This is a genomic window from Bacillus sp. EB600 (genome assembly GCF_024494385.1).
Lineage (GTDB): Bacteria > Bacillota > Bacilli > Bacillales > Cytobacillaceae > JAEVLT01.
Map to the genome: position 1 here is coordinate 41,951 of NZ_JAEVLT010000023.1, position 24,549 is coordinate 66,499.

Here is a 24,549-nt window from a genome sequence, read left to right on the forward strand (position 1 = left end):
GCACTCCCATCCCCATTAAAGTACCTCGTTCATTGAAAAAAGCGTCTACTCTTCCATAAATACTCGTGCGTAGTATTCCGTTTCTTCATCCAGCTTATTCTCTTTTCTCAATTCATCAATGGTTCCTTTTCGGTCATCTTCAACGATTTGAAAACTTCCTGATACATTTGGTACTGTTTTCCCTTTGTTTTTATCCATAACATTCGCCCCTATAATTCATCTTATTATTTTGGGAAATCATTTCCCTTTTCATTTTGTGCTTAATTTACCACTTTATACGAACCAATAGTTTATACTTGCCCCTATCTGCAGGGGACAGCCAGCAGTTCTCGACTTACCTCGCCGAAGGTCAATTTCACGAATGATTATGATGAAATTAATGAAACCCCCAAAATTCGAGCAGTTGTTTTAAGATTATCCTGGTTTACCTTTATAAGCTTTGTAATTTTTGATTTATTCTTGCTTCTGATGGCAGCTTCCAGTTCATCGTATTTTTTGTGTATATCATCTGCATACGCTTTGCCTTTTTTCGCCGTTAGCGGAGGCAAAATGGCATCGTGAAACTCATCATAAAGGTTACGTGATATGGTTGTTGCCGATGCATAATCCTCTCTTGCTATATATTTCTCAATTTTTGTAAATCCATAAGAAATATCCGAGACTGGCCTTGTTAAGGAAGACTGAGCGGAATTTATATTTTGAGATTGAACTTTGTTTAGCCCATCACCACAACCTGCAAGACAAAGGACTGATAGTGTCCCCATTATTGCGATCCATATTTTTCTATTCATTTTACACTCCTTCAATATATGTGTTTAATCTTTCATCGCTCGATTAAACACAAAAATGGCCATGATCAGCGTCATTCCAAACAACCCTAAAATAAGAAAAAGTCCGTAATTCATTATTTTCACTCCCTCATTAATTCTTATTGCACCACTTCATTAAATTCCATGATCCAAATAGCACCGATAACGATGGTTAAAACGAAAACGATGCCTAAAATGAGTGCTGCTGCATTGTATCTTGGTCCTTCTCCATCACGAATATGCATGAAGAAAAATAGCTGAATGACAAATTGCAAAACAGCGGCAAGCAAAATACTAATCATTAAAGGCACTTTAGATAACATGTGGTTTAAGACAAGAAAAAGCGGAATAATCGTTAATATAATCGAAAGAACGAAACCAGTGATATACGCTTTTAGGGACCCAGTATGTTCAGCGTTTTCATGATTTGACATTTACATCACCCCCATTAAATAGACAACTGTAAAGATGAAGATCCAAACAGCATCTAAAAAATGCCAGTACAAACTAATAATCGAGATTTTCCGTTTAGTAACCGTGGTGATCCCCCTCTTTGAAAGTTGAACGATCAGGCCAGCCATCCAAAAAATGCCAAAAGTAACGTGGCATCCATGTGTCCCGACAAGAGAGAAAAATGAGGTGAGGAACGCACTTTTCTGTAGTGTGGCCCCTTCTAAAGCCATACTGGTGAACTCATTAATTTCAAGAGCTACGAAAACAGCACCTAATGCAGCGGTAACAATCAGCCAGCCAATAAGACCTTTTTTGTTTCCTTTATGCATTTGTAAAACAGCAAGTCCGCTCGTAAATGAACTAACCAACAATACGAAGGTTTCAATAATAAATCCGGGGATATCAAAATCTTTTGCAGTAAAGCCGCCATTCGTATGACTATGCAAAACGGCATAAGCCGAAAAAAAGGTAGCGAATAAAAGACAGTCGGTGACAAGAAAAATCCAAAAACCTAAGATTTTTAACTCATCCTCGTCAACATGGCCATGCTCGTGACCAGCATGAGCAGATATGCTTTCTTGCATATTTCCAACCTCCTAGGTTACAGTTTGAGGAACTGAACCTTGATTTCTTAAAGCTTTTTCCGTTTGTTCGATTTCTTCAGCAGGTATGTAAAAATCGGTGTCGTACTGGAAAGAACGTACGAATAATGTTACGACTACACCAATCAACCCAGTTATTCCCATCCAGAACCATTCAAATGTAAATCCAAATCCCGCGATAAAGAAAAAACATGCCATGATAAAAGGAATACCAGTGTCTTTCGGCATATGAATAGGTTCATATTTAACTGGTTTTGGTTTATATCCTGCTTTTCCCATTTCCTGTTTTTGATACCACCAAGCATCGCGTCCGTGGACAATCGGAAGTATTGCGAAGTTGTACGCTGGAGGCGGTGATGGAAGCGACCATTCTAATGTGCGCCCATCCCAAGCATCACCCGTAACATCACGTTCGCCGTGTTTGATGCTATAAAGGATTTGCCAAACCTGAAAAATAAAACCTATTCCCATAAAAAAGGCACCGATTGTTGAGATAAAATTTAGCGGGGCCCAGCCCATATCCCAGCCCATCGTTTGGTTGTAGGTATAAATTCTTCTTGTCATTCCCATGAAACCAAGGGCATATTGCGGCATAAAGCATACATAGAAGCCAATTTGCCACAACCAGAATCCCCACTGACCCAATGGTTCATTTAACTTAAAGCCGAAAAGTTTTGGCCACCAGTAATACAGACCTGCCAGATAGCCGAACACAACACCGCCAATTAATACCTGGTGGAAGTGGGCAATAAGGAAATAACTGTTGTGATATTGATAATCCGCAGGTGCGGCAGCAAGCATCACCCCCGTTGCACCGCCAACGAGGAAACAGGGAACAAATCCACAGAACCATAGCATTGGTTGTGTCACGCGAATGCGGCCGCGATACATTGTAAACAGCCAGTTAAATACTTTCACACCTGTTGGAATCGCAATAATCATGGTACAAATCGCAAAAACGATATTTACGTCCGCGCCGGCACCCATTGTAAAGAAATGATGTACCCATGTATAGTAAGACACTACGGCAATGGCAATCATCGAAAATACCATTGAGGCATAGCCAAAAATACGTTTTTTGGAGAATGTCGCAACAACCTCTGAGAAAACACCGAAAGCAGGTAACACTACGATGTATACCTCAGGGTGGCCCCACATCCAAATCAAGTTTACCCACAACATTGGATTTCCGCCGGCATCCATGGTAAAGAAATGTCCACCAAACAAACGGTCAATTGTCAGCATAATCAACGCAACAGTAAGAATAGGGAATGCACCTAAAATAGCAATTGATGATGATAAAACGGACCATGTAAATAAAGGCATATCCCTTAATCGCATTGATGGTGTGCGCATTTTTAAAATAGTTACGACAAAGTTGATTCCCGTCGCCAAACTGCCGATACCAGAAATTTGGATACCCCAAATCCAGAAGTTTTGTCCCGGACCCGGACTAAATTGATCTTCCGATAACGGCGGATAAGAAAGCCAGCCTGAATCGGCTGATCCGCCGATCACAAAGGAAAGATTAAAAAGCATTGCTCCGATAAAGAACAACCAAAAGCTGACAGCATTTAACATGGGATAGGCAACATCCCTTGCTCCGATCTGCAGCGGAACAACCATGTTAAATAAAGCAAACATGAATGGCATTGCCATGAACAAAATCATAATCGTTCCATGCGTCGTAAAAATCTCATTATAGTGTTCCGAAGCTAAAAACCGATTATTGGGAATCGCAAGCTGCAACCGCATTAGAATCGCATCAACACCACCCCGAAATAGCATCAGCAGTGCTGCCAGCAGATACATAATCCCAATTTTTTTATGGTCAACCGTTGTAATCCATTCTCTCCACAGCCACCCCCATCTTTTTAAATAGGTAAGTGCGGCCACTATCGCAACAACTGCCAAGGCAATGGAAACATCCGCCCCATAAATCATGGGATCGCCAGTTACAAAAAAGCCCGATGTATTCATGGAATTATTCCCTCCTTTTTAATAGTGTTTTTGCATAGGCATATTTTCACCCATATGATGCATATGGTGGAAATACTTTCCCCCGTTTTTATTTACGATGTTTTCATATAAGCTCTTAGGATAAGAAGAAAAGCTTAATTCCTTCACATTTCCTGGTTTAGCTAAATCTGCATATCTCACATTTGTGAGCGCAGGCGATGTTTTCTTAAGGTCGGCTGCCCATTTATTGAAATCCGCTTGCTTCACTGCTTTTACTCTAAATTGCATATGGGCAAATCCTTTTCCAGTAAAGTTGGCGCCTGAGCCAAAATAATCTCCTATTTTATCTGCTTGCAGCCACAACCCCATTGACATGCCAGGCATCGTATACTCCTGGCCTCCCAACTGCGGTACCCAGAATGAATTCATCGGGGCATCAGATGTTAAAACGAACTGAATGGGAACTCCTGCAGGAATGACCGCATAGTTGACAGTCGCAACCTTTTGTCCGGGATACGTGAACAGCCATTTCCAATCCAATGAAGTAACTTGTACAACAACTGGCCTTACATCCTTAACAGGCGGCTTAGTTAAATTAAGGGTTATTTTCGCAGTATAAACTCCGAGAATCGCAACGATAATAATTGGAATTCCCCACCAAACAATCTCCAGGACCTTGCTATCGGCCCATTCAGGTTGGTACGGTGCTTTGTTTTCTGGCCTATCTTTATAACGAATAAGTATATAAACAAAGATCCCCATGACCGGAAGAATCACAACTGCACATAAAATGACAGAAATAATGATTAAATCCAACTCTTGATGGCCGACAGGTCCTTTGGGGTCAAGAACAATATATTGACTTTTGTCACAACCAGCCAAAAAAAGTACTGTGATCATTAAACCCAAGCTAGAAAAATAACTAAATCTTCTCCATTTTCCCACTTTAACTTCCCCCCATCTTTCTCATTTGTTGTCGTTAATTCAAACAGATTTATCAATAGCAGGAAGTACATCCTGACTCTGTAGGCTTCTTCATTAATTGCATTAGAAAAGCTGCCAATGTGACAGCTCTGTTTATACATAACCTAAAACAAACACACTTTTCATCGGACATCGACAAAGGACTATCCTTTGTTAACTGAAATATATGTAAATCAACTTTCCCATCCTTTACATTTTCTGATATACAAATGTTTCAAATTGACCCAGAGTTCATGTCTTCTTTTCGGGAAGGCGATTTCGTTTTTCATGTGTATGATTTTTCCTTCCGATTGATCCAATCACTCCTCCCAATATTAAGGTAAACCCTGCCGCGGTGAAAAAACCAAGTGCTATGTTAAAATGGAAGTTTTCCTCCATTGTCCACGGTACTCCGCCGGCTGACCATGGTTTTCCGGTAAAAATATCATAAAGCAAAAACAGAATTCCGATAACCAATTCTACAAGTATTAATTTCATTGTAAGTCTCGCCATTTTCATACCTTCTCTGCTTATTGGATAATTCTAGAATTTCCTTAATCGAACTGGATTATGTATAAAAGATCGGTAAGCATAAGCTTCCAGAAAAAAAAACAATTAAGGAGTGCTTAAGCTATTCCTCGTTTATTTCAATTGATTTCGCAAATAATAAATTCAGTTCAGTTAACCCGTTCACGTTTAGCCCCTACTGAACGAAAGCCAGCCTCCATTCTGCTTCAGTTGCTGGCTTTTCACCTTTAAGAGTTAAAACCATTTTTTTTACATTAGCGAAGGATGATAAGAATGGATTATTATTATCTGTATACTGTTGCCTATCTCGGCTTGTTTGTAGCAGCTATGGTGACAGCTTCACTTATGTTTTTCAAGATGATGAATGAATAAAATAAGCTCTAAATTTTCAAAAAAAATCTCTTTTATGATAAGAAAAAGCCGGGCAAAAACCGCCCGGTCCTTTTTTGTTTAGCAATATTCGTACTTTATGCTATATACATTTACTTTTGAATTTTTCCCAGTGTTGATGTGGTCAAAAAAAATGCGTTTTACACTATTTGTCTCCATATGTGAAAATAAATACCACAGTATCAAGGACTGTCGTGTGACAAAACTTTATAATTTCTTATATTTTAAAAAAAGAATTCTTCTTACCGGCAGGATTTAATCATGTTGATTCCTTTATAAATATGTCCGATATACGTTCGGGACGCGTATAAACATTCAAAGACTCTCCACGAATGAACCCGACTGTAGTAATACCCAATTGTTCTGCAAGCTGCAAGGCCAGCTCTGTTGGAGCAGACTTAGATAGGATCACTTCGCAGCCAATTTTGGCGACCTTTAATAGGATTTCCGAAGAAATCCTGCCGCTGAAGACAACGATTTTGTCAAAAATCGAAAGATTACTTTTTAAACAGTAGCCATAGATTTTATCCAGAGCATTATGCCTTCCAATATCCGTCCTGCTGACCATTAATCCGTTTACATCACAGACAGCCGCATTATGCGCACCGCCTGTTTCGTGAAACAAAGCTGCTGACTTTTCCAAATCATTCATTAATCGGAACGCATCATCAATGGATAGCCAGACTTGTATCTTGTCCATTTTTTTTGCTTTGAGGGCATCGTTTACAAACACAAATCCCGGCCTACTCATTCCACAGCAGGAAGTAACGTAACGACGGTTTTGAAAGCTTTGATAATAAGGATTCGTTCTATGTGTTTTTATATGAGCAATTCCATCCTTTTCTTGAATCCATAGGTCCTCAATATCCTGAAGGCTGTTGATAACACCCTCAGACGATAAATAACCAATTACCAAGTCTTCAAGATAGTCAGGGGTACAAACTAATGTAATGAACTCCTGTCCATTTATTTTGATGGTAAGTGGATACTCTGTCACGATTTTGTCCTCTGTTTCCACGGTTGTGCCATTTAGATAACGAAGAGTTTTTCGTTTGGCCTCAATTGGTTTCACGCACTAGTCCCTCCTAATAGGATTAAAATAATTGAGGGCATTATTCATGACGATTCGTCAGCGCTGATTTTACGATCATTTCGGCAATTTTCACAAATATGCAGAATAGCAGACTGTAAGACTTGTTCATCCCCATTTTCGATCTCTTCCTCAAGACCACACACTTCACAAACCAGCATAGCCTTCACCTTCTTCCATTGAAAAAAGAAATTTAACTCCTGATTCCAAAACCGATTTCCGTAATCGCCGCTTCAAAGTCCTGCTCCGAGGCTGCCTTTTCATCATATCTGAAGGCAGCCTCATGATTATTCAGATTGACTTTGGCATCAAGAACTCCCCATACTCCATGAAGGGCATTGAGAACTTTGTCTGCATCCTGCCGGGACTGAATTCCATCGATCTTAATTATCCCTGTTTGCATTCTTTGGTTTCCTCCTCCCTTATTGAGGCATCTTTTCATCCTGAAAGGCTTCGCCAAGCCCGTGAAGTACATCCACCATGGTCGATAATGATTTTTTCACTTCGGGATTTCGCATACTGGTCCCTAATTCCCAAAGACTCGGGTTTTTACCCGATTCAAGCCGTTCCGTTGCATATCCCAGTCCTTTGGTTAGCCCATCTAAGATGGATTGCATATGATTTGGGTCCATAGAACTCAAAAAATTGAATACACTCATAGCATTTTTTAACACATGCTGCATGCCAGGCTGGTTCATTTGCTGAATCGCAATAGCTCCTACCTCTGTTCGCTGCTCGAGCATTGCATTGACAGCATTTAACGCGCCCATTTCATGCAGATTCTTTAAAATATCAAGGGTCAAAATAATAGCTTCACGGTTTTCACTAAGTGCCTTTACAATATCATTTGCCGCCTGCGCCTGCTCTTCGATTGGATTAGGAACGCTTTTGTTAATGTGCCTTATCGGTTTCGCCAAATTCCTCGCCCCCTAAATCAATCAATTCTGGAATAGGTGTAAAGTCCGCCCGTTTCCACTTTTCTTCCACTCTTACACTAATCTGTGGCACCCGGTGTCCGAAGCGGTAATTCACTTTTGGCAGCGGAGGCTCCCCCTTGATTTCGAGTATATCCATTTTTACTCCGGCTTCTTTATAGCTCGGCGTATGCGTAATTTTGTCGTGATAGCTGCTTGTCAGGCGATTTACAGCCTCCGTGGTCTCTCTTGTATTCATGGTTAAGTACATTTCATTTCCTTTCACGCGGTCCGTAACCATCGTACGAACTTCTACTTCTCCGTAAGGTGATGTTAATCGAACAAGCGAACCATCCTCAAGGCCCCGTTCTTGCGCCAATTCCGGAGATACTTCAAGCCACGGATGAGGGACTTTGTGTGTAAGTCCTTCCGATTGGTATGTCATATTTCCTTCATGGAAGTGTTCGAGTAAACGTCCATTGTTCAGATGCAGGTCAAATTCTTTCCCTGCAATAAATGGTTCTGTCCATTCCACTGGAAAGAGACGGGCTTTGCCATCGGGGAAGGCAAACTTGTCTGTATAAAGGAGCGGCGTATCGGTTCCGTCCTTTTTCACTGGCCATACCAGGCTATTCCAATCCTCCAAACGTTCATAGCTGACCCCTGCAAAAGCGGGGCAAAGAGAGGCCGCTTCTGCCATAATTTCACTTGGATGCCGGTAGTTCCAGTCTGCACCTAGACGGTTGGCCAGCTCCTGAAAAATCAGCCAGTCAGGCTTGGAGTCGCCAAGCGGCTCAATAACTTTGTAGAAACGCTGAATCCGCCGTTCTGTATTCGTAAAGGTCCCATCCTTCTCCAGGCTGGGCGCGGCCGGCAAAATGACATCGGCGTATTGTGCCGTCCGTGAGAAAAAGACATCCTGAACCACGAAAAATTCCAGTTTTTCAAACTCGGCCTCGACATGATTGGAGTTGGAATCAACAAAGGCCATATCCTCACCAAATAAATAGAAGGCTTTAATTTTTCCATTCTGAACCCCTTCAATCATTTGATGGTTATTAAAGCCCGGATGCTCCGGAAGTTTCACACCCCAGCCTTTTTCATACCGTTCCCTGATTTCCTGATCCTGAACAGGCTCATAGCCTGGAAACCAGTTAGGCATTGTTCCAAAATCACACGCACCTTGCACATTGTTGTGGCCTCTTAATGGGTATGCTCCTGTTCCAGGCCTGCCGAAGTTTCCCGTCACAAGCAGCAGATTGGCAATCGCTGTGCTGGAATCCGTTGCTCCCATATGCTGAGTAATTCCCATCGCCCATAGAATACAAACCGTTTTTGCCTCATGAATCATCTCGGCAACTTGAATCATCTCTGCTTGGGTCAACCCCGTTTTTTCTTCGGCATAGGAAAGGGTAAATTTGCTCAGGGATTCAATGTATTTTTCCACATTGTTTACGCGGCTTTTCAGAAACTCTTTATCTTCCCATCCCTGGTCAATCATATATTTCGTAACCGCTGAGAGCCAGATGATGTCAGTGCTGGATTCAGGGTGTAAGAAGAGATCCGCACGCTCTGCCATTTCGTTTCCCCGAAGGTCTGCGACAATCAATTTCTGGCCATGCAGCTTGTGGGCCCTTTTGATTCGGGTAGCCAGTACCGGATGCGATTCAGCGGGATTCGCGCCAACGATGATAATTAACTCCGACTTTTCAATGTCCTTTATCGTGCCTGAGTCTCCGCCGATACCGACAGTCCGCATAAGGCCTGCGGTCGCGGGCGACTGGCAGTACCTGGAGCAGTTATCAATATTATTGGTTCCCATGACAGCCCGGGCGAATTTTTGAAATAAGAAGTTTTCCTCATTTGAACATTTAGAGGAAGCAATATAGGCAATGGAGTCGGGCCCATGTTCCTCTTTCATTTGTGTCAGCCTAGAGGCAATCAGATTTAGAGCTTCATCCCATGTGGCTTCGACAAATTCTTCGCCCCTGCGGATTAACGGTTTTGTTAACCGCTCTTCACTGTTAACAAAATCCCAACCCCACTTTCCTTTGACACATGTAGAGATTCCATTTACCGGTGCTTCAACCTGTGGTTCTATCTTTAAAATTTTACGGTCTTTCGTCCAAACTTCAAAGCTGCAGCCCACCCCGCAATAGGTACAAACCGTTTTTGTCCGTTTAATTCGTGATTTCCTCATGGCTGATTCCATTTCTGAAATAGCAAAAATCTCTTGATAGCCCGGCTCGATTTCCTTTGTCAGATCAATCATTGGTTCAAGAACTTTTGGCGGTATGGCCGTTAAAAACCCGGCTTCTCCCAGCATTGATTTTTCCATTAACGCATTGCAAGGGCAAACCGTTACACAATGGCCGCAAGATACACAAGAAGATTCATCGATAGGCACATCATGATCCCAGATGACACGAGGGGCTTCTCTCGACCAATCAATCGTCAATGTTTCATTCACCTGTAAATCCTGACATGCTTCCACACATCTTCCACAAAGGATACATTGGTCTGGCTCATACCTGTAAAACGGGTGAGAATTATCGGGTGGATATGGTTTGGCTTCAAATTTATATTTTTGATGTTCGACTTCTAAATACTCCGCTGTGTTATGAACAACACAGTTTCCATTGTTGTTATCACAAACTGTGCAATACAATTCATGATTTTTTAAGATTCTGGACATCGCTTCATATTGGGCATCTTTTACCGGTCTCGATAAAGTATCCACATCCATTCCCGGTTCCGCTTTCGTGCTGCAGGCCCTAACCAACTGACCGCCGACATTTACCAGGCAAGTATCACATGTTTGAATCGTTCCGAGGTTTGGATGATAACAGATGCTGGGAATAATATAATCCTGTGACTGAGCCACCTCTAAAATGGTTTGCCCAGGCTCAGCTCTATACGTTTTTTTATTGATATGAATGGAAAAATTAGATTCATCCATATTTTTCACCCTATTTCTTGGTTAATATTTATGTTGTATTATCTACTATTTGAGAAAAATTATTAAGGAAGAAAAATGGGAAATATATCGAGAGAATTCATTTTTAAAAATTTTGGGGTAAGTGATGCCACTGGTACTATCCTTGTTGGTGTCCCTTTTGTAACTGCAAAAAGGAACCCAAGTAATGTTTTGCTTTTTCTGATGGATTTTTCCTGGGGATTTATGGGAAAATAATAATCCCTTCCATTTTCGAAAGAGATAGACTATCGACAAATTCGAATAAAATCGGGTTTGCCGACAGTCTGAATGGCTCAGTTCATTGAACTGAGCATTTTCTATTGTTTATTTTTAATAACTTTTTAAACTAAGACAAATCAAACTCCTCTTAATCCGCAATTAATTCCTTACAGATGTTTTCAACGAACTGTTTAAACTGGATTTTTTGTTTAAGATATCCTTTCTTTTGACGCAAAGTATGAAGCTATGAAGAAAATAAAAAAATCCCACAAATTGTGTGGAACTTCATTTTTTACCAACTGTATGCACTAGGACATTCTTTCGGCTCATAATAACAATGCTGTTTATATTGCCCTGATGCTGGTTGACCGTACCATGTTGGTGGACATGGAGCATGAGGATTAAAATACCATAAGGAATGTTTGGCTGGGAAATTCCTCCAGTAATCCAAAGTTTTTTTTGCTAATCTTTTCTCTACTGTTCTCGCAGCTTGGTAAAACACATTACCCTTTTGAACAGCTTCAAAAGAATAATTTCCTCCTTGTACTTGAAAAATTACTTGTGGAATTGTCCTTAGTCCTTTAAAGTCTAAACAATCTGCTTTTACACGATTAACGATTACATTCCCTACAAGCATCATTCCCAACTTTCCTTCCCCTTCAGCTTCTGCTCTCAGCATCCTTGCCATCAGACTTACATCCGATGATCTATATTTTGCTCTCGGCATCCTTTTCACCTCCGATTTAAATGTATGATGAAAAGCCTATATTATGTTAACGGGTTCTGTTTTGAAGTAAAAAATGTTTGCCAAGTGGAGAAATCACACAAGAATTAGTACCCTTACTTAGCAAGCTAATGAACAACTGCCATGCTATCTGGTCTCAATCAGGATTACCCACAGATTATTGGACACGTATTCTAGCAACCTAATCAAATTGTGTGTAAATTCTAAGCACAACCCCTATACTATAGGGGAATACCGAAATGGAGGGATTACTATGCAGATTGAAATGTGGACTGATTTTGCTTGACCATTTTGCTATATTGGCAAAAGGCGTCTGGAGGACGCCATTAAGCAGATTGACCATCCCATTGAAGTGACGTATCGATGCTTCGAATTGGATCCAACAAACGAACGGGATGTAAAAGAAAATGTTTACGAAAGTTTAGCCAAGAAATATGGCATGAGCATCGCCCAGGCAAAGGCGAATACACAACATGTAGTAGAAATGGCAAAGGACGTTGGGCTGGATTATCAAATGGATACCATGATTTTAACAAACACCTTTGATGCTCACCGTTTGGCAATGCATGCGCAGACACAGGGTTTAATGAAAGAAATGACGGAAAGGATTTTACGTGCCTATTTTACCGAATCCAAGCATATTGGTGACCATGAAACATTGACCGATTTGGCTGCAGAGGTAGGATTGAACCGTGAAGCTGTAGAAAAAATGCTGGCAAGCGATGAGATGGCGGATGCCGTTCGTACTGATGAGCAAACAGCACGACAGTATGGCATTACATCTGTCCCCTTCTTTCTGATTAATAAAAAATACGCCCTTACCGGTGCTCAGCCAACTGAAGTGTTTGTTGGGGCATTGAAAAAAATCATCGCAGAAGATCAAATCGTCGTTTTAAACAATCAGGGCGGACCGATCTGTGATGAAAATGGATGCGAAATTCCTAAGAAGTAATACGATTTTAACTATACTCTGCATCTAAAAAAAAAGAACCAGCCACGTTCCCATAACCAGGAAATCGCAGCCTGGTTCTTTTTATAATGTATTTCCAGGACCAAAATCATATAATAAAATGAAAATAACGGGGAGTCATCTTAACTTCTTAGCGAAAACCAAAATGCCCAATTGTAACAGGAAAGAGGGATTTGCTTGTACCATAGGCTTTGGACGATTGCCAATGTTATTCTTATTCTTGGATCGATTCTTTATATCTGGTTTTTTCGACCGCATGATAGCACACTAATCATTATCAGCCAGTTTTTGGCTCAAGCCGCTATGATTTTATTTATCTTTAATGTGAATATGTATTTTATATTCTTGATTATTCGAAAAACAAAACAAAGAAATGTTAAGGTTCGGCTTGCCACTTTCTCCAGGTACTTTATGAAATGGCATATTAAGATGGCTATAACGGCTTCCATCCTCATCCTTGGTCACGTATTGATTAACCTTGTTAAAATCGGTCCCATCAGTGGATATAATCATCTCAAGATGTTGCTGGGGTACACCTCCGTAACCTTTCTTGTGATCACTTTACTTGCTGGATACTTGCGCCATAAAAAGGCATCTGGATTTCGCAAAAAGTTCCACCGAATAATGGCGATGGCTTTTACTGTTTTATTTTTACTGCATATGCTTATTCCTTTGTGAGCGATTGGTTGATTTTGAACTGTCCCTTTCATTTGTTCAGACTTTTAACAGAAGTTTATCCAATTCTCGTACTTGATCATATGCTTTTCCTAGATATTCAGGTACCAGTGTTCTTCCATACTCCCAGGCATTCACTTCGATTTCTGCTAAAAGCTGTTCCTTTTCTTCTTCTTCACCATAAATAAGAGTCCTTAGAACTCGTGTATTTTTTCTAAAATCTAAATAATAACCGAGCTCATGATAAAGAATAATTTTCACGAAATTTTCATCTGTTTCTTTGATTTTAAAGTTAATTTTAGCGTTATATCCGTTAATTTGTATGTAGTTAAACTTTATCGTATTTGTCGATACGTTATAACTCATAGGTGCAGTGAGTTTATCGCTGAATTCAACATTTATATTTAGTTTAAGCTCTTGTAATGTATTTTTAATGATCTTCTCAATATCCCATATATAGAGCATTTTTCTTTACCCTTTCTAAAAAACATTTTCAACAAACGCAAGAAAACCTTATCTTGCTCCGATTTATTATATCCTCTCTTAACATTATATTACGCTTCATAAGGTAACAAGAGCCATTTTTCATAATTTTTTATTGAACTAAACACACGTTACTTGAATAAGAAAAATACCTTGCTCCCATTGTTAAAGCAAAGTAATCCGTTAGCTTAATAAGGAACAGTGTTCACCCGCCTAGAACGTTTCAGCATATGTTATACTAACGCATTTATAAGGTGGTGTTTTTTATGTTTAGTGGATATGGCGGTGGTTACGGATATGGCGGCGGCTTCGGATATGGCGGGGGCCTCGGAATGGGCGGTACTTTTTTACTAATCATTGTACTTTTCATTTTGTTGATAATAATTGGCTCGATCATTTGTTTCTAGGTGCAATTGCATAGCCATATCCAAACCTTTAGCAGTATAAATTTTTTAGAGCCACTGGTCTTACTCTCTATAATTCTATATTCTCTATATGGATTACCTCAATTTGCTCATATAAGAAGTTCGTTACCTATCTTAGGATCTGGCGGGGCAGTTACCTCCACTGTCCCAGCTCTAAAATTAACGTACTTCCCTTTCTAAACATTTGTTAAGCTCCTGTTAATTTTATTAATTTTATTAATTTTGCTGATTTCATTACTTTTTGCTTAAGAATTCACATCAAAAAACTAGTATAATACATTTTGAATAAATTATTACAAATTAAGGAATTAATAACATCAGGAGGGATTTAAGTGAGTAAACTAAACTTGGAAGTAGCTAAAAAATTAATTGAGAGTGCAGAAGCAGAGGCAAATAAGCTTGGCGTTTCTATGGTAATTACTATACTAGATGAAGGCGGAAACTTAATTGCTATTCATCGTATGGATGATGCATGGCTAGCTAGCATTGATATTGCTCAAAATAAAGCTTGGACATCTGTGGCTCTAAAAATGCCAACTGCTAATTTAGCTGATGTGACTGTACCGAATACTGAATTATATGGAATAACTACAACAAATAATGGTCGCATTGTTGTTTTTGGCGGAGGAATTCCTCTTGTCAAGGATGGAAAAGTAATAGGTGCGGTTGGAGTAAGCGGTAGTGCGGTAGCAAACGATGTGAAAGTGGCAGAGGCTGCTGTTAGAGCTTTTGAACAATATATGTAACTACATAACATTCTATTTGAATAAAATGAATTGATTTACACTTTATAAATGAATGTTAAAGAAAAAAAGAAGCGTTAAAATGCCTTCGTGTTGAAGGAGCATTTAACGCTTCTTTTTGCCAAGTCAGCTATTCTTCTTTTATCCAAAATTAACCATATGCCAATAATTTAAAAATATAATAATTTTTTCATTTTTTAAAGGTATTTAGTACTAATTTAGCCACTAATTTTCCTCATTGACAGAAAGTACGTTCATATAATTCTGTTGATTATCCTTTCCTTTTTTCCAGCACACGGTCACCTCTAATTTTGATATAAGGCATTTGTATTCTAACTACATTATGTACTTTACCTAAACTGCCATTAGTTTAGGTACAATACTTCACAGCTTTTTTCAAAATAAGAAAAGGTCTGTCAGATCAGCCTACCTTTTCCCCTATAAAATTAGCTGTTTTCCATTCCATAGCTTCTTTTTCGTGTCTTTCGAATATTTCTTCTCGTTGCTCATTCTTAATCAGTCCGGGTTTAAAAGCCTGTTCTGCTTGTAATTGTTCTTTTTGATGTTTCCGTTGTAATGCCGCTCTATCTATATTCATAATAGAAAATAAATTAAAAGTGCAAACTATTTTAAAGGGAGGTGAACACATGCCAAACATGAAAAATATACTAGGTTTAAAAACAGCAGCTCAACCGGAAGGCGGGGAAGGTAGACCATCTGATGCAGGTTCCATTTCAAGTGGTGTTGAACACACAGGAGCAACCGCTCATAGTGGAACAAAACCAAATGTCCCCCATGACCCGGTTACCGATCGGACTCCACAGGAACAAGCTCCTCCACAAGAACATTAAGACAAAACAGATTATAAAAAAGACAGGGCTTTTACTGAGAACACTGAAAAAGTCCCCTTTAATGTATGGTTTCTTTGAAAATTGTCTGTTGGTTCGCGCTTCAGGCGCGAGCGGTCCGGGGGGAGCCTCCTCGGCGCTATCGCTCAATGCGGGGTCTCTCCTGCCCCGTACTCCCGTATGAGTGTTCGCGCCTTCCGCTTCAATCAACAGGGTGGAAAATCATTAATTGGAGGTTTAACATATTTCATAAAAAAATTAATGTCGATGATTTCTAGTCTATATATGGCTATTTTGAATATTGAAACTAATTGATAAAGAATATGGGCAAAATCTCCCCTTAGATTAAAAAAGACGACTTTAAAATTCACATTTCTGAATTTTAAAGCCGGCTTTTTTTAGTGTTGCTTTAAATATTTTTCAGTGGTTCCAAATGTAAAATACACCATTTTTTTATTTATTTAAGTTCTTCTAAATGTCACTTGTGCTTCATCTTGCCAATCGTTTTCGATGGTTTCTTCGATAAAAGCAATTAACTCTGCTTTATTACCTTCATGGTGTTTGTAGTTTTCATAGTTATAAAAAAGCTCGGTTGTATCAATATGATTATAATGTCCTTGATTACCACCCATTGATTTTACAATCATTAACTCAATCATTTTTATTTGTTCCGTTAGAAAATATTTGTCTACGGTTCCTCCTAATACTTCTAATACTTCATTCAATTTTATTTGTTTTTCCATCAGTGAATCCAGTAAATTGAATAATTGTTCCGTCATTGTAAAAACTCCTTATCATCTATTAAATTTTTTCCTATTCCATTTTTGCTACTAAATCATGCTTTTATTTCTTCTTCTAAATGCATGATTCCTGTATTTCAGCCGTTTTCTTCCTTATGATTCATTGGATCATTTCTGGATATGTATAGATGGTATCTTTAGGTAGCTCATTTGAAAATTTGATTAGTTTTTTTCGAGTTTCTTCTTATTTCGGGATCTTTGTCCAATCGCTTATACTTAATATCCGTTACCTTTTTATCGTCCATTCTCTCGCACCTCAATTTTTTTATCCCAAAAATAACCTCAATTACTCACAATAAAAATTCTGAATTTTTAAATTTATTATCGTGTAATTTCAAATTCCTTGATAAAATGGAGAAAACCAACAACAACAGAAAGACGTCTCCCGATTAGGGGCATTTTTATTGTTGAAAAGAGGGGTGTGGTGAAAAGCAAACTTCTTAAGGCTTTTTTAAGCATTGGAATAGTGAGTATGGTTGCATTTCCCTTGTCGTCTAGTGCAAAAGGAGGAAAAACCGTGCCAAGATGTAGAACAATTGTGCTTATTGGCGAAGATGCATATTTAGCTTTACAAGGTGCTTACAGTGTAGCAGTTCTTGTGGAATGTAAAAAATAAAGCTGACTGGTTTCCCGTTTCATTCTACCCGTTCAGAAACGGTTTTCTTTGTTAAGAATTTGTCGCTAAAGATAGATGGCTCTATGGCTAAACTAAGGTATGCGCATTTAATAAATAGAACTGTAAAGGAGGGGTCTAATTGAACCTGAAAACAATAGACGGACACCCCTTAACGCGAGATGAATTCCTTCTTTATTTATATGACATCATTAAAATGTCTTCGGAAAATATGGATTTTAACTATGCCCAATTCTTCCATGATTTGCGAGATAAATGTGAAATAACGTTAGAAGAATTCACAAGTTTTATACATGAAATATCAATATGGAATATTGAAAGGAAAGGGATGAAACACGCCTGACCGTAAATAACCCTGGAGATGGGCGATAGAGAGGTAGCGTCAGCAGCGAATTATTATAAGCAGTTAAAGAGTCTGGGCCCTTATTCCAGGCTTTTTTTAGTTTCCTTTTGCTTCTTCCAAACCCAGTCTTTAATAAATCCATTCATATACTCTCCCCTATTCGAAGCTGACATTTACCAAACAAACGGAATAAATCTCGAAGTCTTTCCTATATACCGTGGATATTCAACTGGAAACCTTTTAATTCTAGTGGGGATATATGTTTTCAAGCATATTGGCCGCCCAAATTAACATTGTACTGCATAGTTAAAATAGAAAAAAACGGTGAGAGACATTCCCTCACCGTTTTTATTATACAACAAGCTTGATTAATTCATCTTTTGCTTGGACTTTTTCAGCTTTGCTTGGAACAACCTCTAAATATTGATTGGTATTGGTGATGACTACAGGAGTTTTCACATCATAGCCTGCAGCTTTAATGCTTTCAATGTCAAATTGGATCAGCAAGTCCCCCTTCTTCACTGCATCCCCTTGTTTAACATGAGAAGTAAAATATTGACCTTTCAGATTAATGGTTTCAATCCCAATATAAATTAAGATTTCAGCCCCATTTTCTGATGTAATTCCAATGGCATGCCCCGTTGGAAATAAGGTTGTCACGATTCCATTAACTGGTGAAATTACTTCACCCTTCGTTGGATCAATCACAATTCCTTTTCCTACCGTTTCAGTCGAAAAAAGTGGATCGGTGATTCCGCTTAATGGAAAAATTCCGCCGCTTAACGGACTTGGAATCATTTCTTTCTTAACAGGCGCTAATTCAAATTGTCTTGAATCAACAGGCACTGCCTTACTTTTCCCTTCATAACCAAAAATAAGTGTGAGAACCAAAGCTAAAACTAAGGCAGTGAAAGTACCAATTACAAATAGTCCGATCGGCGAATATACAGGAATGGACAAGAAACTTGGAAGAGCAAATCCAGTCGCTTTTATTCCAAATGCTCCACTAATCGCTCCGCCAATTGCACCGGATATTGCTACAATGGCCATCGTTCGTTTGTAACGTACTAATATACCATAAGTAATTAACTCTGTAGTACCTGCTAAGGCTGCAGGAATAAGCCCTGATCCTGCGACAGTTTTCAAATCCTTCTGTTTCGTTTTTAGGAAAACCCCAATGGCCATCCCGATTTGGGCAAAAGGTGCTGCAGCTACCATCGGGCCAATTGGGTCACCGCCAGTTGCCAGATTTGCAATCATGATTGGAACAACTGCCCAGTGCAGACCCAATATGGTCAGGAATGACCATGCAGCTCCCAACACTGCCCCTGTTAGTATTCCACTTTTTGCACTTAAAAATTTGATAACCACAGCTAATGCTCCGCCGACATATGTACCAAAAGGTCCAAAAATAAGGACGGTTAAAGGAACAATAACAAGTAATGATATTAGTGGATTAACAAACATTTGTAAGTCTTTATAAATCACTTTTTTCAAAAACCTATCTAAGACTGCATAAATTGAAACGGCAATTAAGATTGGAAAAACTGTTGATGAATAGTTTGTTAATATGACCGGAATGCCTATGAACTCTACATTTTGTGCTTTTAATGCGACTAATTCTGTATAATGCGGTTCCAAAAGTGCTGCACCAATAGCGCCACCAACGTAGCCATTCGCTCCAAGTTTTATCGCTAATGTCATCCCAAGAAAAACAGGGAAGAAGTAAAAAATTGCATGTCCAGCAGCAGAAAGTATAGCATAGGTTCCGCTTTTAGGAGACAACCATCCTACTGTCATTAAAATGGATAATAAAGCTGAAATTAATCCAGATCCAGCAAGTACCCCTAAAATAGGTACGAAACTTCCACTTATTATTCCTAAAATTTTATTCATGACTGATTCTTTTTTTTCTGCAGAAACATTTCTTGATGTGTTAATCGCTTCCATTTTTGTGTTCTCCTTGTTTGCAATTTGAGGGTAAAAACGATTTTTTATAAGCGTAACTTTCTAAAGTAGGAATATCATCTTATGATTTCTATTTTCTTACTACTTATTCTAATAAAAATCATTAAACAACATATATAGTATACTAGTATATTAGTATACTAACTGAAAGATAATACTCTTGTCTAGATGGTGTTCTTACGTTTAACGTTCTTGTAATCCCTTTCTTTGCTTAAGCAATCCCTTTCTTGTCATCTTAAAAATTTTTTCTTTCTTAGCGCTTTAACCTAAATTTTAGACATTTTCGAAGAACCCTGATCCAAGGGATAATTTCCTGACTTTTCCCAAGATTTTTATGAGTTTCCATTTTCTCTGGACATACCACCTTCAAATTGTGTACAATGTTTACAGAATTATCTAAATAAACAGAAAATAATAGGGGGGAACACATGTACAAGAAAAAAATGACAGGGATCATTGCTTCGCTTATGATTGTCGCAGGCGTAATGGCTGGTTGCAGTTCTTCAACAAGTAGCAACGCCGGTGGCAATGGGGGCAAGGATGCATCCACTATTAAAATTGGAGCAAACCTTGAATTATCAGGCGGAACGGCTTCATTTGGTCAATCCGTTGACGAGGGTCTTCAATTGGCATTAGAAGAAATCAATAAAAATGGCGTAAACGGGAAGAAATTGGAGCTAGTGAAGGTTGACAATAAATCGGATGCGGCTGAAGCCACAAATGGTACGATCAAATTGATCAGCCAGGATAAAGTTTCTGCTATCATCGGTTCCGCTACCAGCACAAACACAATAGCGCAAGTTCAAATTGCGGATGATAATAAAATTCCGTTATTATCTCCGACGGCAACCAATCCGGCTGTGACGGTAAAGGGGGGCAAGGTAAACGATTATGTGTTCCGTGCGTGCTTTATTGACCCATTTCAAGGTACCGTTGCTGCCAACTTTGCTTATAAGAACTTGAAGGTAAAAACCTCTGCTGTTCTGGTTGACACAGCGAGTGACTATTCAAAAGGTCTTTCGGATGCTTTTAAAACAGCCTTTAAGAAAAACGGTGGAACGATTGTTTCTGATGAAGCGTATGTGGCAAAAGACACTGATTTCCATGCCACGCTTACCCGGATTAAATCCAAGCATCCTGATTTTGTTTTCCTGCCTGGATATTACGAAGAAGTGGGACTGATTATAAAACAGGCTCGCGAGATTGGCTTGAATGTTCCATTTATGGGCGGAGATGGCTGGGATTCACCCAAGCTTATTGATATTGCCGGTTCCGCTCCTTTAAATAACACCTATCTCACCAATCACTATTCTGCCGGTGACTCTGATCCGAAGGTTCAAGCATTCGTGAAATCATTCCAGACAAAATACGGTGGCAAGTCGCCTGACGCTTTTGCCGCACTTGGATATGATTCCGGTTATTTTATCGCGGATGCCATCAAACGTGCCGGCTCAAATGACCCGCAGAAAATTCAAAAGGCACTTTCTGAAACGAAAAATCTTTCGCTCGTTTCCGGAAAGGTAACACTTGACCAAAACCATGACCCAATCAAATCGGCGGTTATTTTAGAATACAAGGACGGCAAACAAACGTTTAACTCAAAAGTAAATCCGTAAGTTCTTTAATCGTTAATTCGTAAAAGAAACGATTATTCGCATATAACAGGGGCCATTTCACATCGCAAAAGCTGAAATGGTCCTCGAAAATGCAGCTAAATTTATACAGTATGATGAATCTGGTTTGTAAATGAAAAAATGACTCAGTTTATGAGTCATTTTTTCATTAATTCTGATGCAGGGGAATTCGTTTGTTTGTTCTAACTACTTACGATTGATTTCTGGGTTTAAAAAATCGCCATCATCATCATGAAAAGCTTCAGATGTCGTTAATTCACTACAATCCCAACAATAGCTTCTGATGTTTTCCCACTTAGAAAGTGGTTCACCGCAATAAATACAGACTGGATCATGTTTTTGCATAAGGATACCTCCTTCTAAAAAATCTCAGAAAATAAGCTATGAAAACCAGCAAATATAGTTTGGAAACTCAAATGTAAAGATTGGCATAGGTTATGTTCTGAAACATTCCTATTTTAAAAATGTATATGCTTTAAAAAGCAAAAATAGAACAACATTATCCTAACGGGTTCCATTTCCTATCGCAAAACCCAGAAATGCAATTGAAATTGCAACCGAATTTGTACGAAGTTTTATAATAGAAAAATGTGCAGCTGAAAAAGTCATCCAAAGCGGTACTATAGGCACTGCATGGGAATGCAGCTTTTTTCGAATCTTTCATTTAGCGATTACACCTAAAACAACCGATGCTTCAATTGTCATAGCCTGTATTTCGTTGTGCACTCCCAAGTATCGGTGTACAATAAAAAAGGAAAGCAGTGAATTCTCAACTGATTTCCGTTTTTATCCAGATAGTTTAAAAGTTTTTAATATAACCAAGCCGGCCAATTTTTTCAATGATTCTGCAGCTTTTAAGATAATCCTGTTCACGGCGTTTTTCAACCTTCATTCTCACATCATGCTTTCTTCGATACACTTCATAACCTACTCCATGGGCACCATGCATGGCTTTTTCCATTTCACTTGTATAGTTTAGATGTAGATGACTGATAACGAATCATTCCTTTCTGATTTTTCGAAGTCATTTGTTCTTTACTACAGTTATAATGGTAACATCCTATTTTTCACCACACAAAGTCGAAAAAAACGTATATTCTGTTATATAACTGAATGTCATTCGATCAGGAGGAGTCAACTCATTCATTCTTACAATACCGTCCATATCCTCCCATATATTCGCAAATGCTTCAGATCCTCGATGTAATTCTGTTCGTACTTCCTTTGCCGCACGAAGCTTATACTCTATGGAAATTCTTACCTTCGAAAAAAAATGTATATCTATTTGGTCGAAAAATTCTTTTAATGATTCTTCTTTTGCTAAATTATTTATTAAGAAAAGCCTGGATTATATCAAAATTTTTTCTTCTTTACCAAAAAGATTCATTCGTTTTCTTCACAATTTTAAAGGAGAATCGCTTCTTTTCTAGAAAGTAATTATGGAAAGATTAAAAGACGGTTTCATCATACATAGGGGGTTGCGTTATGGATTTGCAGTTAGCCGGTAAAAAAGCACTTATTACAGGAGGTAGCAGAGGAATTGGTAAAGCAATTACTCGCCAATTGGCTTTAGAAGGTGTCGATTGTGTAATCTGTTCAAGAAACGAATCGTCGTTAAAAGAAACAGCTAGAGAATTAATGGAAGAAACGGGAAGAAATATTTACCCGATCGTGGCGGATATTGGGGACCCAGATTCGATTCAACATTTAGTGCAACAGGCAGCAGAGGCCATGGGCGGGATTGATATTTTAGTGAACAATGGAGCACGTGTCAGCGGTGGAGACCCTGAAGATTTCCACCATATAAAAGATGATCTTATTTTAAAAGACTTTGAAGAAAAGTTTATGGGCTATTTTCGTTGTATACGAGCGGTTGCTCCTTATATGATGAAAAATAATTGGGGACGGATTATTAATGTAAGTGGTATGGCTGCCAGGAATGCGGGAAGCATTAGTGCTGGTGCCCGCAATGTATCTGTTGTTCATTTAACAAAGTCTTCTTCAGTTGAATTGGGGAAACATGGAATTACCGTAAATGCCGTTTATCCAGGTATTACAGAAACTGAAACAACTAGAGATCGCTACCCGAATGAGGCGGATTTACTTGAGGTCACTAAAAAGATTTCAATCGGACGCTTAGTTAAAGCTGAGGATATAGCCAATGTGATTACATTCTTATCCTCGCCATTGTCAGTTTCAATTACGGGAGATGTTATTGATGTAACTGGAGGAACAGGCAACGCTGTTCATTATTAAATACCAATCATTTTGGCATAAATGGAGAAAGCTTGGTGGAGTAACAAGTTCTTCTTCAAACCCATTGAAAAGTCGATTTCTACAAAGAAATCAGCTTTTTTAGTTATCTTCATACATCCAAGGTTCTTTATCTTAAAGTGCACCTTTTGCACAATAAGGAAAAGGTGCTGTTAAATAACCCGCTTGTTCAACGAAATCTCCCCCTTTACTTTAAGTGAAATTCGCTCAAATCCTTGGAGTATACCGAGTGCTTTTTTGTAAATAATAAGATTGTAAATAATAAATTGAGGAGGACTTGTTATGCAACAGGATCAACAAGCTAAAGAGAATTTGGGTTCTATTATGAAACCGGAATTTGCCGGAACTGATTCACAAAAAGTAAAACAAGAAATTCAAAAAGATGTAAGTAAAGGACAAGGTGCAATAACTTCCCGAGAGGCAGGAGCAATGCGCGATTAAAAAACCACTCTGTGGTTTTTTATTTTTCTGCTTCAAAATTGGACACAGTAAATCGCTCATTCCGATTTGATGGAGATGCTGCCAATTTAATGATTAAGTAAGCACGGGTGGTTTTAAAGACCACCTCAAGCGATTATCCTTTCCTATTTAAACGACCAGTGTTTGGTTTTAAATCAACCTCTTCATTTCTATAATCCATTTTGAGAATGAGCTAAAAAAAGAATAATTTTAAAACGAAAAAAAACAACCCCCTTATGACCTAGGCTACACACGTGCTACAATGGATGGTATAAAGGGCAGCGAAGCAGCGAGGTGGAGCCAATCCCATAAAACCATTCTCATTTCGGATTGTAGGCTGCAACTCGCCTACATGAAGCTGAAATCGCTAGTAATCGCGGATCAGCATGCCGCGGTGAATACGTTCCCAGGCCTTGTACACACCGCCCGTCACACCACGAGAGTTTGTAATACCCGAAGTCGGTGGGGTAAACGTAAGGAGCCAGCCGCAACCACATGCTCCACCGCTTGTGCAGGCCCCCGTCAATTCCTTTGAGTTCCAGCCTTGCGGCCGTACTCCCCAGGCGGAGTGCCTAATGCTTTAGCTGCAGCACTAAAGGCGGAAATCCTCTAACACTTAGCACTCATCGTTTACGGCGTGGACT

The 24,549-nt window shown here is 39.1% G+C and carries 28 protein-coding genes and 2 other annotated features (1 of these 30 running past the window's edge); of the genes, 9 read left to right on the top strand and 19 right to left on the bottom strand.

The window, feature by feature from the left end; all coding sequences use genetic code 11:
- Positions 1–45 precede the first annotated feature (45 nt).
- The 13 genes from JN080_RS19495 to JN080_RS19555 all read right to left on the bottom strand — a co-directional run bounded on the left by JN080_RS19495 (position 46) and on the right by JN080_RS19555 (position 11,631).
- Entirely contained in the window at positions 46–198 is a 153-nt protein-coding gene (locus JN080_RS19495; protein WP_256237645.1) for a hypothetical protein, read from the bottom strand.
- Positions 199–365: 167 nt separating this feature from the next.
- Positions 366–791, bottom strand: coding sequence for a hypothetical protein (locus tag JN080_RS19500; protein WP_256237646.1), 426 nt, complete (start codon positions 789–791; stop codon positions 366–368).
- A 137-nt stretch (positions 792–928) separates the two neighbouring features.
- Positions 929–1,243, bottom strand: coding sequence for a cytochrome o ubiquinol oxidase subunit IV (locus JN080_RS19505; protein ID WP_256237647.1), 315 nt, complete (start codon positions 1,241–1,243; stop codon positions 929–931).
- A complete protein-coding gene (locus JN080_RS19510) occupies positions 1,244–1,846 on the bottom strand; it encodes a cytochrome (ubi)quinol oxidase subunit III (RefSeq protein ID WP_256237648.1) in 603 nt (200 codons plus the stop codon).
- Between the two features lie 12 nt (positions 1,847–1,858).
- Positions 1,859–3,844, bottom strand: coding sequence for a cbb3-type cytochrome c oxidase subunit I (locus tag JN080_RS19515; RefSeq protein ID WP_256237649.1), 1,986 nt, complete (start codon positions 3,842–3,844; stop codon positions 1,859–1,861).
- Between the two features lie 18 nt (positions 3,845–3,862).
- Positions 3,863–4,768 carry a ubiquinol oxidase subunit II gene (locus JN080_RS19520; protein WP_256237650.1) on the bottom strand — a complete coding sequence of 302 codons (906 nt, stop codon included), beginning with the start codon at positions 4,766–4,768 and terminating at the stop codon, positions 3,863–3,865.
- Between the two features lie 270 nt (positions 4,769–5,038).
- Entirely contained in the window at positions 5,039–5,299 is a 261-nt protein-coding gene (locus JN080_RS19525) for a hypothetical protein (protein WP_256237651.1), read from the bottom strand.
- 664 nt (positions 5,300–5,963) lie between these two features.
- Positions 5,964–6,776 (bottom strand): formate dehydrogenase accessory sulfurtransferase FdhD, encoded by an 813-nt coding sequence (gene fdhD, locus JN080_RS19530; protein ID WP_256237652.1) that lies wholly within the window; start codon positions 6,774–6,776, stop codon positions 5,964–5,966.
- A gap of 44 nt (positions 6,777–6,820) precedes the next feature.
- Complete coding sequence (locus JN080_RS19535) at positions 6,821–6,955, bottom strand: hypothetical protein (protein ID WP_256237653.1); 135 nt, start codon at positions 6,953–6,955, stop codon at positions 6,821–6,823.
- A 32-nt stretch (positions 6,956–6,987) separates the two neighbouring features.
- On the bottom strand, positions 6,988–7,197 hold the full coding sequence (locus tag JN080_RS19540; RefSeq protein ID WP_256237654.1) for a heavy-metal-associated domain-containing protein: 210 nt from the start codon (positions 7,195–7,197) through the stop codon (positions 6,988–6,990).
- Between the two features lie 19 nt (positions 7,198–7,216).
- On the bottom strand, positions 7,217–7,711 hold the full coding sequence (locus JN080_RS19545) for a helical membrane plugin domain-containing protein (protein ID WP_256237655.1): 495 nt from the start codon (positions 7,709–7,711) through the stop codon (positions 7,217–7,219).
- Complete coding sequence (gene fdhF, locus JN080_RS19550; RefSeq protein ID WP_256237656.1) at positions 7,686–10,667, bottom strand: formate dehydrogenase subunit alpha; 2,982 nt, start codon at positions 10,665–10,667, stop codon at positions 7,686–7,688. Before fdhF ends, JN080_RS19545 begins: the two co-directional genes overlap by 26 nt.
- A gap of 529 nt (positions 10,668–11,196) precedes the next feature.
- On the bottom strand, positions 11,197–11,631 hold the full coding sequence (locus JN080_RS19555; protein ID WP_256237657.1) for a cell wall hydrolase: 435 nt from the start codon (positions 11,629–11,631) through the stop codon (positions 11,197–11,199).
- Between the two features lie 316 nt (positions 11,632–11,947).
- Between JN080_RS19555 and JN080_RS19560 the strand changes: the two genes are divergently transcribed.
- Together JN080_RS19560 and JN080_RS19565 are read left to right on the top strand one after the other, a co-directional pair.
- Entirely contained in the window at positions 11,948–12,601 is a 654-nt protein-coding gene (locus JN080_RS19560) for a DsbA family oxidoreductase (protein ID WP_256237685.1), read from the top strand.
- Positions 12,602–12,796: 195 nt separating this feature from the next.
- A complete protein-coding gene (locus JN080_RS19565; RefSeq protein WP_256237658.1) occupies positions 12,797–13,297 on the top strand; it encodes a hypothetical protein in 501 nt (166 codons plus the stop codon).
- 36 nt (positions 13,298–13,333) lie between these two features.
- Here the strand turns inward: JN080_RS19565 and JN080_RS19570 are convergent, their stop codons facing one another.
- The gene (locus JN080_RS19570) at positions 13,334–13,759 is read right to left on the bottom strand and encodes a hypothetical protein (protein ID WP_256237659.1); all 426 of its coding nucleotides are present in this window, start codon (positions 13,757–13,759) and stop codon (positions 13,334–13,336) included.
- A gap of 284 nt (positions 13,760–14,043) precedes the next feature.
- Here JN080_RS19570 and yjcZ point away from each other — a divergent pair, with 284 nt between their 5' ends.
- Together yjcZ and JN080_RS19580 are read left to right on the top strand one after the other, a co-directional pair.
- The gene (gene yjcZ / locus JN080_RS19575; RefSeq protein ID WP_256237660.1) at positions 14,044–14,184 is read left to right on the top strand and encodes a sporulation protein YjcZ; all 141 of its coding nucleotides are present in this window, start codon (positions 14,044–14,046) and stop codon (positions 14,182–14,184) included.
- Positions 14,185–14,534: 350 nt separating this feature from the next.
- Positions 14,535–14,948, top strand: a complete 414-nt coding sequence (locus JN080_RS19580; protein WP_256237661.1) for a GlcG/HbpS family heme-binding protein — start codon at positions 14,535–14,537, stop codon at positions 14,946–14,948.
- Positions 14,949–15,366: 418 nt separating this feature from the next.
- On the opposite strand, the gene JN080_RS19585 is transcribed toward JN080_RS19580, so the two are convergent.
- The gene (locus JN080_RS19585; protein WP_256237662.1) at positions 15,367–15,603 is read right to left on the bottom strand and encodes a hypothetical protein; all 237 of its coding nucleotides are present in this window, start codon (positions 15,601–15,603) and stop codon (positions 15,367–15,369) included.
- Here JN080_RS19585 and JN080_RS19590 point away from each other — a divergent pair.
- Complete coding sequence (locus tag JN080_RS19590; RefSeq protein WP_256237663.1) at positions 15,593–15,796, top strand: hypothetical protein; 204 nt, start codon at positions 15,593–15,595, stop codon at positions 15,794–15,796. The genes JN080_RS19585 and JN080_RS19590 overlap by 11 nt on opposite strands.
- A gap of 458 nt (positions 15,797–16,254) precedes the next feature.
- Here JN080_RS19590 and JN080_RS19595 read toward each other — a convergent pair whose 3' ends face one another.
- On the bottom strand, positions 16,255–16,572 hold the full coding sequence (locus JN080_RS19595) for a hypothetical protein (RefSeq protein ID WP_256237664.1): 318 nt from the start codon (positions 16,570–16,572) through the stop codon (positions 16,255–16,257).
- A 776-nt stretch (positions 16,573–17,348) separates the two neighbouring features.
- Here JN080_RS19595 and JN080_RS19600 point away from each other — a divergent pair.
- Positions 17,349–17,570 carry a hypothetical protein gene (locus JN080_RS19600; protein WP_256237665.1) on the top strand — a complete coding sequence of 74 codons (222 nt, stop codon included), beginning with the start codon at positions 17,349–17,351 and terminating at the stop codon, positions 17,568–17,570.
- 351 nt (positions 17,571–17,921) lie between these two features.
- On the opposite strand, the gene JN080_RS19605 is transcribed toward JN080_RS19600, so the two are convergent.
- Positions 17,922–19,520: a glucose PTS transporter subunit IIA gene (locus tag JN080_RS19605; RefSeq protein ID WP_256237666.1), complete on the bottom strand. Its 1,599-nt coding sequence runs from the start codon at positions 19,518–19,520 to the stop codon at positions 17,922–17,924.
- Between the two features lie 446 nt (positions 19,521–19,966).
- Between JN080_RS19605 and JN080_RS19610 the strand changes: the two genes are divergently transcribed.
- Entirely contained in the window at positions 19,967–21,154 is a 1,188-nt protein-coding gene (locus tag JN080_RS19610) for an ABC transporter substrate-binding protein (protein WP_256237667.1), read from the top strand.
- A 204-nt stretch (positions 21,155–21,358) separates the two neighbouring features.
- Here JN080_RS19610 and JN080_RS19615 read toward each other — a convergent pair whose 3' ends face one another.
- Positions 21,359–21,517 carry a hypothetical protein gene (locus JN080_RS19615; protein ID WP_256237668.1) on the bottom strand — a complete coding sequence of 53 codons (159 nt, stop codon included), beginning with the start codon at positions 21,515–21,517 and terminating at the stop codon, positions 21,359–21,361.
- A 454-nt stretch (positions 21,518–21,971) separates the two neighbouring features.
- A complete protein-coding gene (locus JN080_RS19620; protein ID WP_256237669.1) occupies positions 21,972–22,133 on the bottom strand; it encodes a YuzK family famiily protein in 162 nt (53 codons plus the stop codon).
- Positions 22,134–22,657: 524 nt separating this feature from the next.
- Between JN080_RS19620 and JN080_RS19625 the strand changes: the two genes are divergently transcribed.
- A complete protein-coding gene (locus tag JN080_RS19625; RefSeq protein WP_256237670.1) occupies positions 22,658–23,428 on the top strand; it encodes an SDR family NAD(P)-dependent oxidoreductase in 771 nt (256 codons plus the stop codon).
- Positions 23,429–23,728: 300 nt separating this feature from the next.
- The gene (locus tag JN080_RS19630) at positions 23,729–23,887 is read left to right on the top strand and encodes a hypothetical protein (protein ID WP_256237671.1); all 159 of its coding nucleotides are present in this window, start codon (positions 23,729–23,731) and stop codon (positions 23,885–23,887) included.
- A 101-nt stretch (positions 23,888–23,988) separates the two neighbouring features.
- Positions 23,989–24,313: a sequence feature (16S ribosomal RNA rRNA prediction is too short), on the top strand.
- Positions 24,269–24,549, bottom strand: a sequence feature (mutual gap in cmsearch alignment for this rRNA model is longer than 100) (it continues 222 nt past the right edge of the window). Its footprint overlaps the feature before it by 45 nt.